Raw genomic sequence first — 9,934 nt, 5'->3', positions numbered from 1 at the left:
CAGACCATCGATGAACGCAACTTGGCAGATACTGCTCGGAAACCTCGCCATCACCGCGCTAGCAATATCGCTGTGGTCGCACGCCTATTATCACACGCGTGCCCTGTCCGAGCGCCGGCGCAACCAGGCGTTCGGCATCGCCATGGGCCTCGGTGCGATCTGCTCCATGATGCTGGCGGTGCCGCTGGATCAAGGCGTTTTCGTCGATCTCCGCTATACGCTGGTGGCGGTTTCGGCTTTGTTTGGCGGCCCCTTCTCCGTGCTCCTGACGATCGTGATCGCCTCGGTGTTTCGCCTCTCCGAGGGCGGGGCGGGTGCGGTCGACGGGGTAACCAGCATATGCGTCGTCGGTATGGTCGGTCTCTGCGGTTATCTGATCGTGAGAAGGCGCAAGGTCAGGCTGGCCGATGCGGCCGTGCTTGGTATCGCGGTATCGGCCACGCTGCTGGTGGTCATGTCGGTGCTGACGTCGCAGGCCAATGCACGCGCCGTCGAACTCGTCGGGTTCCCGATCACGGTTCTCAATTTCCTCAGCATGATGATCGCCGCCTTTGTTTTGATCCAGTTCGAAAGAATGGCGCATGACCGCGATATCCTGTCGGCGGCGCTGACGCAGACGCCCGACTTTCACTACGTGAAGAACCGCGAAGGCAAGTTCGTCATCGTCAACAAGAACGTTGCCGAGCACCACCACTACCCGTCACCGGCGGCCATGGTCGGCGCGTCCGATTTCCAACTGGCGACGCAACGCCGCGCGGAGATGCTCTATGCTGAAGAGCAGGCCCTGATGGAGAGCGGGCAGTCGCAGTTGGACAAGATCGAGTATCTGAGCGAAGGCGGCCGCGATCGTTGCTATTCGACATCGAAGGTGCCGCTACGCGACCGGACCGGCACCGTCATCGGGCTTGCGGGCGCGACGCGCGATGTAACCGAGGAACGAAAGATCGAGCAGGAACTGCGCGAGAGCAAGGATCTGCTGTCGCTCGCCATGGCCGGCATGTCGGATGGTTTCGCCATGTTCGATCGGACAGGCACGCTCGTCTTCAGCAACACGCAATATGCGGCGCTCTTTCCGCTGTCGGGCGAGGTCCGGGTGCCCGGAACGAATATTCGCGAGATACTGAAGAAGGTCGTGGAATCGAATGAGCGACGGGATTTCCGTCAGGAGATCACCGATGAATGGCTGTCGGAAGCCGCCGCTGCGTTGTTCTTCGACAAGGAAGAATACATCGAACTCTATGACGGACGTTGGCTCAGCCTGCGCACCCGTGTCGCCGACAATGGCATGGCGCTCGTTGCGGTCTCAGACATCACGACGATGAAGCAGGCCGAATTCGCGCTCAGGACTGTCGCCGAGCAGATGAAGAGCCTCGCAGAGACCGACGCGCTGACCGGGCTGCTCAACCGCCGGGCCTTTGACCACGCGATGTCGGTTGCAGTGGAGCGAAGCCGCCTGGAACGCCGGCCAATGGCGGTGTTGATGATCGACGTCGATCGCTTCAAGGCCCATAACGACACCTACGGCCATCCTGAAGGCGACGCGTGTCTGAAGGCGATTGCGGATTGCCTGCGCCACACGATGAACCGGCCGCAGGACGTGCTGGCGCGGTTCGGCGGCGAGGAATTTGTCGTTCTGCTGCCCGATACCGATGAGACCAAGGCGCTGGCGTTGGCGGAGCAGTTCCGCAGCAGTTTGCTCGCGCGGGCTATCGCTCACACCGGCAGCGAATATGGTGTGGTGACGGCCAGCATCGGCATTTCGGCAAGTCCAACTGGAAGCAACAGATAAGCGCCGCCGAGCTTATTCTTGGGGCCGATCAAGGCCTCTACCAGGCCAAGCGCGATGGCCGCAATCAGGCAGTATCGTGGAACCCGCCAAGGACCAGCAGGGCGGCGCGGTAGCTTTTTCCACCGCCGCTGCAGCCTGCCGGCGCATATTTTCAGCCAATCCGGTAAAGAAAAAGGCCGGGGCGAAACCGCACCGACCTTCCTCGACCCGTCTCGACAACGACTGCCAGTACCTCCGTGGTCAGCCGTCAGAGACGAATTATGTAAGTTGAGTGTAACGCAACTTCTGGGAAGTTCAAGCGCCATTTATGGGTTCGTTTTGCGCGAAGACTACCTATTTCGGTCAGCCTGAAACGATTGCGGAAAGGCGATCGAGATCGACAAGCTTGACTTCGAGCGGGACGGGATCGGTCTGGGCGGCGCGAAACCACTCTGCTGCCTCGCGCACCCGGTCGCCGTGCGGCTGAGGATAGGAGCCAAGTCGGATGACCCACTCCCTGACCGTTTCACGCTCCATGCGACCTGCCAGATAGCGTGCGTGAACGGTCTTTGCGGAGGCGACGAGATCGGAAACGCTATTCAAGAATTGTCCTCAAATTAATGGGTCGGTTCGATGAGGCCATATGGCATCGAGCTCAGACCTCTTCCTTCTTCTTGACCTTCACCTTCGGCTCCACCGGCGCATCGGGTGTTGGCGCAAGCAGTTTGCGCAGCGATGAAATCTTGTCCTTGACCAGCGGGCGGAAGCGGGTGGCGCGAAATGGCATGTCGGCGGCGCCGTAGCCCTCAGGACCGTCGTCGTTGCCGCGATGCAGTTCCTCCAGCTTCACGCCGAAGAAGGTGCCGTCGATATAATGCGTGTATTCGCCGACCCAGCGCAGCGTGTAGATCTCGCCCTTGCGGATACCCTGATCGATGCTGACATGCTTGAACGTGTCATCGATGCACACGACCTTCTGGCCGACATGAAAGTCGTAGCTCATCTCACAAACCTCAACCTCAACCTCAACTTCACCCGCCGGCACCGGGAGGTGCGTCGTTCTTCATGAATTCCGGATATTGAACAACTTCCGTCTCGACCGTGTCGAACGACTTGCCCGCCGATTGCGCCAGCCGCACGCCCGGCCCGCCTGATATCAATTCTCCGTCCGCTTCGAAGATGATGCCCGAGGCTTCGAACGCCTGCTTGACGGCGAGAAGTGTGGCGTCGGCGCTTTCGGCTCCGCGCTCGATACGGTCGAGATCCGCTACGGAGATGCCGGCGGCATCGGCCAGTTCGGCTTGCTGGAGACCGAGCATCGCGCGGGCGCCACGTATCTGTGCTGACGTTATCATGATGATTTTATATAACCGGATCGATCTTTTTCTCAAGCTGGACGACCGGTTACGCCCGGCAGCATCGCTCCCATTCGGTCAGCAACTGCATGATCTCGATCGAATCGGAAAGGCGCGGGGAGGGGCGCGGCGCCTGCTTCAGCCCCTTGCGTAGGCAGTCTTCGACGAGGCGAACCTGATGGCCGAAGGCGTCATGGTCCGACGGAACGACGATGCGTTCCGCGGGCAGGCCGTATTCCTCGATCTCCAGCAGATTGTCGCCGGCAACGGGCAGCCACGGATTGGTGAGGAATCGGACCGAGGCGCGGTCGCCACGCACGGTGAAGTCGAACGACATGCCATAGCTGTCCGTCGATTGCAGCGTCGCCAAAACGCCCGAGCCGAAGCGGGTGGTGAGCGCCGCGTCGCAGATGTTGCCGTCGTGGCTCGACCGGTTGCCATGTCCCGAGATCACGCGATCCGCGAAGGCGTCGGCGCCGAAGGCCGTCTGGATGACGTAGTGCATCAGCGAGGCCGGATAGCAGCCGAGATTGTAGAGCGTTCCGCCGCCCGCGGGATTGACGACCCGCCAGATATCGGCGGCATAGGCGCCCGAGATCGAGCGTATCGTGCCGAGACGGCCGGACCGGATGATGTCGCCGAGTTCGAAGATGACGGGATGGCTGAGATACATCAGCCCTTCAAGGAAGAAGATGTCGGCCTGCTCGACAGCGGCGGCAAGCGCATGCGCTTCTTCCATCGTCGTGGTCAGCGATTTCTCCGAGAGCACCGGCTTGCCGCGTGCCGCCGCCTTGATGACCGCGTCGTGGTGCACGTTGTTAGGCAGTCCAACGTAGATCACGTCGATATCGGGATCGTCGACAAGCGCATCGATGCTGGGATGCCTGACGGAGATGCCGTAGCGGTCGGCAAAGGCTGCGAGGCGCTCGGGATCGCGACCGAAGACCGCGCCGATCACCGATCCGTCGCTGCCATTGATGGCCTCGGCCACCGTGTTCGAGATGAAACTCGTTCCGAGAATTCCCCAGCGCAGCATTCAGTGTCGCCTTTCACCAGCATTTCCGCGTGACTGCTGGTTCTATAGTTGGATCGGTCGATCAGTACAGGGGCTTCGTGCTCCGACGGCCATATCGAGAGCTCCGCGCCAAGCGCATGGCGCATGGCTGCCTTGCGCAAACTTGCCTACCGTTTAGGCGCGTGGGTGTGTACATACATATCCATCGAAGCGATGCATCCTCCTTCCGCAGAGCTTCGACTTTGCAAGTGCCTCACTCCTCCTCCCAGAGGGACTTGCGCGAACAGTAGCACTCCTCCTCCCAGCTGCTGTTCATTTGTTTTAAAAAGCCTGTCGCACCTCCTCCCGCGACAGGCTTTTTTATTTTCTGCTCTATCCCAAGACGATCTCAGGACATCGCCACCGGTTTGGAGCGCAAACGGCTCGCCGTTGCCGGATCCGCACGCCGGCAAAGCTGCGGCGGCAGGCCTTTCATGATGAGTTCGGCATCGGCGACGGCCATTGTGCCGAGTTCGTAGAAGGCATCGCGCGTGCCGCCGGTGCGGTGAGCCGAGAGCAGCAAACCCGGCAAACCGCGCACGGGGTCGTCGCCGGCCACGGGCTCTTCCGGAAAGACGTCGGTCGCGGCGATGATGTGGCCGGATTTCACCGCCTCCAGCAACGCGGGAAAATCGACCACTGCCGCGCGGCTCATCAGCAGAAAGGCGGCGCCCGGCTTCATCAGCTGAAACTCGCGACGGCCGATGAAGTGCTCGTTCTCGCTGGTCACGCTGGCGAAGACGAAAACCACCTGGCTCTCGCTCAATGTCTCGTCCAGACTGGATGGCACGCAATCCAGCCGCTCGATGACCTCGCTGGGCAGCCATGGGTCGAACACGCGCACCGTGTTCTTGAACGGGCGGATCAGATCACGCAACTGCCTACCGAGATCGCCGAAGCCGATGATCCCGACCGGCGCGCCGGCAAAGCGGAAGACGCCGTCGTTGCCGGCCAGCCCATATTCTTCGGTTCCCACACGGAAGTCGCGGTCGGCCCGGGTGATGCCGCGTGCAAGATCGAGCGCCATGCCGAGTGCCGCCTCAGCCACGGGCGATGCGAAGGCCGATGCCGGCGTGATCACCCAGATGCCACGTTCCACGCAGGCCTGGTAATCGATATTCGGCATGAAGTTGGATTCGACATTGATGATCGCCTTCAGCTTCGGCGCCCGGTCCAGTCGCTCCCGCGGCATGTCCGTCTGCCCGAAGATCAGCACCGTCTCGGGAAGCAATGCGTCGACCTGCTCAGCCGGCATCTGCCGATCTTCGGAAATCACCAGCTCGCCGAGATTTTCCAGCCGGCGGCGAACATCCGGCTTCATGATCAGATCGAGCGTTCGTGGCAAAGGGTCCACCAGAACAATATTGCGGCTCATCACATCCTCCTCCATTCCCCGAGAGCAAGACTTATCAGCAAATGCCGCTTGGAACAGGGGGCAGTGGGGACCGTCGCCGTAAAACGATGAGAGGCCGCTGCGCGGGCAGCGGCCTCTCGCTTCCATTCTGTCCGGCGACAGCTCAGTCAGGCGATGTCGTGCATCTCACGCAAACGGTTCGGTCGGGCTCTTGCCTGGCTGCGTGAACCATGCCGCGCCCGTCTCGGTCATGTGGATATGATCTTCGAGGCGGATCCCGTAGCGGTCGGGGAAAACGATCATCGGTTCGTTCGAGAAGCACATGCCAGGTTCAAGCGCCGTCTTGTTGCCGCGTACGATATAGGGCTCCTCATGGATTTCCAGGCCAAGGCCGTGGCCGGCCCTGTGCGGCAGGCCGGGCAGCGCGTAATCAGGCCCAAGGCCATGGCGAACCATGACCGCGCGCGCCGCGTCATCCAGGCTGGAGCAGGCGGCGCCGAGCTTGGCGGCGTCAAAAACGGCCTGCTGCGCCTCGCGCTCGATCGCCCAGGCGCGGGCAAAGTCCGCATCCGGCTCGTCCAGGACATAGGTGCGCGTCAGATCGGAATGATAGCCGTCGATCCGGCATCCGGTATCGACCAGAATGACATCGCCGGCCGCATAGGTCTGCTCGCCGTCGGCGCCATGCGGCAGCGAGGTCGCCTCGCCGAAGGAGACGATGCAGAAGCTCGATCCATCAGCAGCACCAAGCGCGCGGTGCTGTTCGTCGATATAGCGCACGACATCCGATGCGAGGACGCCGGGCTTGATATAGGTATGCGCGCGGCGGTGGACTTCTAGCGTCAGGTTCATCGCGTATTGGATGATGCCGATTTCGGCCGCGGACTTGCGCAGCCGGATATCGCGGATCAGGCGGGCGCCATCGACAAGGCGCTCCGCGCCGAGCGCCTTGGCAAGCGCGTGATAGACGAATAGCGGCAAGGCGTCGTCGAGCGCAACGCGGGCCTTCGCCGTGAGCAGGGCGGCTACGGTCTCGGCGCTGTTTTCGTCTTCCTCCCAAGTCACGATCGCGCCGTCGAGTTTCGGCAGGCTGTCCACGCGGCTGCGCTCGAAACCCGGCACGACGTAGAAGAGGTCCGCCTGGGTGATCAGCGCGCCGACCAACCGCTCGCTCTGATGCCAGACAAGGCCGGTGAAATAGCGCAAGCTCTCCGTCGAGCCGAGGAGCACGGCGTCCACGCCGGCGGCACCCATGCGGCTGCGCAGCGTCGAAAGCCGCTCGCGGCGTTCGGTTTCGGAAATCGGGGCGGGGCGGGGTGTGGCCGACATGGCTATTCCTCTTGATATCGATCCGCTGTTTTGTCGGCGCACCTGCACCGCCTCATCAGCAATCAAGTCGCGGCTTGATCGCGCGCAGCTAGTCCTGCTCCAGCCGTCAAGTCAACCGGAAGCGGGCTGTCGATGTCAGTTGTTACGGCTGGCGCGTGGCCAGCAGCTCGACCTTGCGCACGAGATCGGCGACCGAGCGAACCTCCATCTTGCGCATGACGTTGCCGCGATGGAGCTTTACGGTGATCTCGCTGATCCCGAGATCATAGGCGATCTGCTTGTTCATCAGCCCCTTGCTGACCGCCATCATCACCTCACGCTCGCGCGGGGTCAGCGTCTCGGCCAGGGTAACGACAGCATCGCCCTCGGCATTGTCGCGGCGTTGCACCGCGTCGCGCTCTATCGCCGTGGAAACGGCATCGAGCAGGTCCTGATCGCGAAACGGCTTGACGAGAAAATCCACCGCGCCGGCCTTCATCGCCCGCACACTCATCGGAATATCGCCGAAACCGCTCATGAAGACGATCGGGAGCTTGCTTCCCATGCGCTCCAGCTGCCCCTGGAAATCGAGGCCGCTCAGCCCCGGGAGACGAACGTCGAGCAGAATGCACCCCGGCCGCTTCAGGTCCGCGCCGGCAAGAAGCGCTGCAGGACTGTCGAAAGCGGACACATCGATCCGGACCGATTGAAAGAGATCGACAAGCGGCTCGCGCACGGAAATGTCGTCATCGACGATCAGCACCATGGGGGATGCCGGCTGCACCACGGTCGCTCGTCGCATGTCACTCACGGCATTTCTCCAGAGCTGGGTCATTTCGCGGAGCTCCTCATCCTGTCGCTTCGAATGCGGGCGTGCTCGTCCCTGCACGTTGTGCCCGCATCTTTGCAGCGAAGCAACCATAGCCAGACATGAAGACCGGCCACACTATACTTAGGTTTGGGGTCCTGATGTTCGTCCGCCAATTGACGTTGCATCAGAACGTCGGCGGCGTGCAGGCGCTGATCACCTCGCATGGGACCGGTCCGACGCAGCGAAAGCGGTGTGGGCGCCGGCTCTCGAAATAATAGGCATCGCCGGGGCCCAGGATGCGGCGCTCGTCTTCGACCGTCACTTCCATGCGGCCCGAAAGCACGATGCCGCCTTCCTCGCCTTCATGCACGAGCATGACCTTGCCTGTGTCGGCGCCCGGTTGGTAGCATTCCTTGAGGATTTGTAGCTGTCGACCGAACAGGCTCTCGCCGATCTGCCGATAGGAAATCGGCCCCTTGCCGATCTCAACCAGCTCCTCGGCGGCGTAAAACGCCTTGCGCGATTTCTGCGGCTCGAAGGCGAAGAACTCGGCCAGGCCGATCGGGATTCCATCGAGAATACGCTTCAAGGCGCCCACCGATGGGTTGGATGAATTGGATTCGATCAGCGAAATGGTGGAGTTGGTAACGCCCGCCCGCTTCGCCAGTTCGCGTTGCGAAAGATTGTGAAGCATGCGCAAATGGCGCAAGCGCTGGCCGATATCGACGGACATGGTGTTTCCAAAGTTTCGAATGTTCGAAATATAACAACATTCGACTTTGAAGGCCATGATTTTCAATGGGTTGAAAACAGCGAGAAAAGGGCTTGTTCGAGAATCTGAATTGGCCGATCACTTCATCATCACCATTCCGGAGAGACCTCATGGACCAGATCAGCAAAGCAAACAGCCCGTCGCTCGATAACTTCTGGATGCCGTTCACGGCCAACCGCCAGTTCAAGGCGGCCCCCCGTCTGCTCGCTTCCGCCGAAGGCATGTATTATACCGATGTCGACGGTAATATGGTGCTGGATGGTACCGCCGGTCTGTGGTGCGTGAATGCAGGCCACGGCCGCAAGCGGATCGCCGAGGCTGTCGAGCGTCAGCTGATGACCATGGATTTCGCCCCCACCTTCCAGATGGGCCATCAGATCGCATTTGATTTCGCCGAGCGCCTTGCCAAGATCGCCCCTGGTGGTCCGAGCGCGCAGCTTGATCGCGTGTTCTTCACCGGTTCCGGTTCTGAATCCGTCGACACGGCGCTGAAGATCGCCATCGCCTATCAGCGCGCCATCGGGCAGGGCACCCGCACCCGCATCATCGGCCGCGAAAAAGGCTATCACGGCGTTGGCTTCGGAGGCATCTCCGTCGGCGGCCTCGTCAACAACCGCCGCGTCTTCCCGCAGATCCCGGCCGATCACATGCGCCACACGCTCGACGTCGAGCGCAACGCCTTCAGCAAGGGCCTCCCGGCCCATGGCATCGAGCTTGCCGAAGATCTGGAACGTCTGGTCGCCCTGCACGGCGCGGAAACCATTGCGGCTGTCATCGTCGAGCCGATGTCCGGTTCCGCCGGCGTTATCCTGCCACCGAAGGGCTATCTGGAGCGCCTGCGTGCGATCGCCGACAAATACGGCATCCTGTTGATCTTCGACGAAGTCATCACCGGCTTTGGACGCCTTGGAACGCCGTTCGCGACCGATTACTTCGGCGTCGTGCCCGATCTCGTCACCACGGCCAAGGGCCTGACCAACGGCGCGATCCCGATGGGTGCTGTGTTTGCAAGCCGCAAGGTCTATGACGCGATGATGACCGGCCCTGAGAACGCCATCGAGCTCTTCCACGGCTACACCTATTCCGGCCACCCTGTTGCCAGCGCCGCCGGCATCGCCACGCTTGAGGTTTACGAAGAAGAAGGCCTGCTGACGCGCGGCGCCGGTCTCACGGAAACCTGGCAGGAAGCGCTTCACTCGCTGAAGGGCCTGCCGAACGTCGTCGATATCCGCAACCTCGGCCTGGTCGGCGCCATCGAGCTCTCGTCGCGTGAAGGTGCGATCGGCGCCCGCGCCTATGACGTCTTCGTCGATTGCTTCAAGAAGGGGCTGCTAATCCGCGTCACCGGCGACACCATCGCGCTCTCGCCGCCGTTGATCATCGAAAAGGATCAGATCGAGACGATCGTCTCGATTATCGGCGACGCGCTGAAGCGCGCAGCCTGATCAATTTTTTTAGGGGCGGGGTTTTAAGAGGCCCCCAAAACACAAAAAACCAAAAGAGCGGGTTGGC

Annotated in this window: 10 protein-coding genes; 2 read left to right on the top strand and 8 right to left on the bottom strand. The window is 61.5% G+C overall.

From position 1 onward, the window contains the following. The first annotated feature begins 10 nt into the window (after positions 1 to 10). Complete coding sequence (locus ACCD05_RS08370) at positions 11 to 1,789, top strand: diguanylate cyclase (RefSeq protein WP_112436630.1); 1,779 nt, start codon at positions 11 to 13, stop codon at positions 1,787 to 1,789. Between the two features lie 342 nt (positions 1,790 to 2,131). Here the strand turns inward: ACCD05_RS08370 and ACCD05_RS08365 are convergent, their stop codons facing one another. The 8 genes from ACCD05_RS08365 to ACCD05_RS08330 all read right to left on the bottom strand — a co-directional run bounded on the left by ACCD05_RS08365 (position 2,132) and on the right by ACCD05_RS08330 (position 8,383). Next, positions 2,132 to 2,371 carry a hypothetical protein gene (locus ACCD05_RS08365; RefSeq protein WP_018896699.1) on the bottom strand — a complete coding sequence of 80 codons (240 nt, stop codon included), beginning with the start codon at positions 2,369 to 2,371 and terminating at the stop codon, positions 2,132 to 2,134. A 52-nt stretch (positions 2,372 to 2,423) separates the two neighbouring features. Then, complete coding sequence (locus ACCD05_RS08360) at positions 2,424 to 2,771, bottom strand: CAP-Gly domain protein (RefSeq protein ID WP_112436629.1); 348 nt, start codon at positions 2,769 to 2,771, stop codon at positions 2,424 to 2,426. 28 nt (positions 2,772 to 2,799) lie between these two features. Next, the gene (locus tag ACCD05_RS08355; RefSeq protein ID WP_112436628.1) at positions 2,800 to 3,123 is read right to left on the bottom strand and encodes a helix-turn-helix domain-containing protein; all 324 of its coding nucleotides are present in this window, start codon (positions 3,121 to 3,123) and stop codon (positions 2,800 to 2,802) included. Between the two features lie 49 nt (positions 3,124 to 3,172). Further along, positions 3,173 to 4,159, bottom strand: coding sequence for a Gfo/Idh/MocA family protein (locus ACCD05_RS08350; RefSeq protein WP_112436627.1), 987 nt, complete (start codon positions 4,157 to 4,159; stop codon positions 3,173 to 3,175). A 367-nt stretch (positions 4,160 to 4,526) separates the two neighbouring features. Then, positions 4,527 to 5,552 carry a hydroxyacid dehydrogenase gene (locus tag ACCD05_RS08345; RefSeq protein ID WP_112436638.1) on the bottom strand — a complete coding sequence of 342 codons (1,026 nt, stop codon included), beginning with the start codon at positions 5,550 to 5,552 and terminating at the stop codon, positions 4,527 to 4,529. A 165-nt stretch (positions 5,553 to 5,717) separates the two neighbouring features. Beyond that, positions 5,718 to 6,860: a M24 family metallopeptidase gene (locus ACCD05_RS08340; RefSeq protein ID WP_112436626.1), complete on the bottom strand. Its 1,143-nt coding sequence runs from the start codon at positions 6,858 to 6,860 to the stop codon at positions 5,718 to 5,720. Between the two features lie 142 nt (positions 6,861 to 7,002). Further along, positions 7,003 to 7,650, bottom strand: a complete 648-nt coding sequence (locus ACCD05_RS08335; protein ID WP_413392079.1) for a response regulator transcription factor — start codon at positions 7,648 to 7,650, stop codon at positions 7,003 to 7,005. Positions 7,651 to 7,834: 184 nt separating this feature from the next. Beyond that, positions 7,835 to 8,383 (bottom strand): cupin domain-containing protein, encoded by a 549-nt coding sequence (locus ACCD05_RS08330; protein ID WP_047504707.1) that lies wholly within the window; start codon positions 8,381 to 8,383, stop codon positions 7,835 to 7,837. Between the two features lie 149 nt (positions 8,384 to 8,532). On the opposite strand from ACCD05_RS08330, the gene ACCD05_RS08325 reads away from it, so the two are divergent. Continuing rightward, a complete protein-coding gene (locus ACCD05_RS08325) occupies positions 8,533 to 9,867 on the top strand; it encodes an aspartate aminotransferase family protein (RefSeq protein ID WP_112436624.1) in 1,335 nt (444 codons plus the stop codon). Positions 9,868 to 9,934 lie beyond the last annotated feature (67 nt).

Origin of the sequence: Rhizobium sp. Rhizsp42 (genome assembly GCF_047304155.1) — a bacterium.
Lineage (GTDB): Bacteria > Pseudomonadota > Alphaproteobacteria > Rhizobiales > Rhizobiaceae > Rhizobium.
Note: the sequence above shows the minus strand (reverse complement) of the source record. Positions and strands in the feature narration are given on the sequence as shown.

Bases quoted from the DNA above. Each gene is read 5' to 3' on its own strand.
- ACCD05_RS08350 (WP_112436627.1), bottom strand. From the start codon at position 4,159: ATGCTGCGCTGGGGAATTCTCGGAACGAGTTTCATCTCGAACACGGTG.
- ACCD05_RS08330 (WP_047504707.1), bottom strand. From the start codon at position 8,383: ATGTCCGTCGATATCGGCCAGCGCTTGCGCCATTTGCGCATGCTTCAC.
- ACCD05_RS08370 (WP_112436630.1), top strand. From the start codon at position 11: ATGAACGCAACTTGGCAGATACTGCTCGGAAACCTCGCCATCACCGCG.
- ACCD05_RS08340 (WP_112436626.1), bottom strand. From the start codon at position 6,860: ATGTCGGCCACACCCCGCCCCGCCCCGATTTCCGAAACCGAACGCCGC.
- ACCD05_RS08325 (WP_112436624.1), top strand. From the start codon at position 8,533: ATGGACCAGATCAGCAAAGCAAACAGCCCGTCGCTCGATAACTTCTGG.
- ACCD05_RS08345 (WP_112436638.1), bottom strand. From the start codon at position 5,552: ATGAGCCGCAATATTGTTCTGGTGGACCCTTTGCCACGAACGCTCGAT.
- ACCD05_RS08355 (WP_112436628.1), bottom strand. From the start codon at position 3,123: ATGATAACGTCAGCACAGATACGTGGCGCCCGCGCGATGCTCGGTCTC.
- ACCD05_RS08360 (WP_112436629.1), bottom strand. From the start codon at position 2,771: ATGAGCTACGACTTTCATGTCGGCCAGAAGGTCGTGTGCATCGATGAC.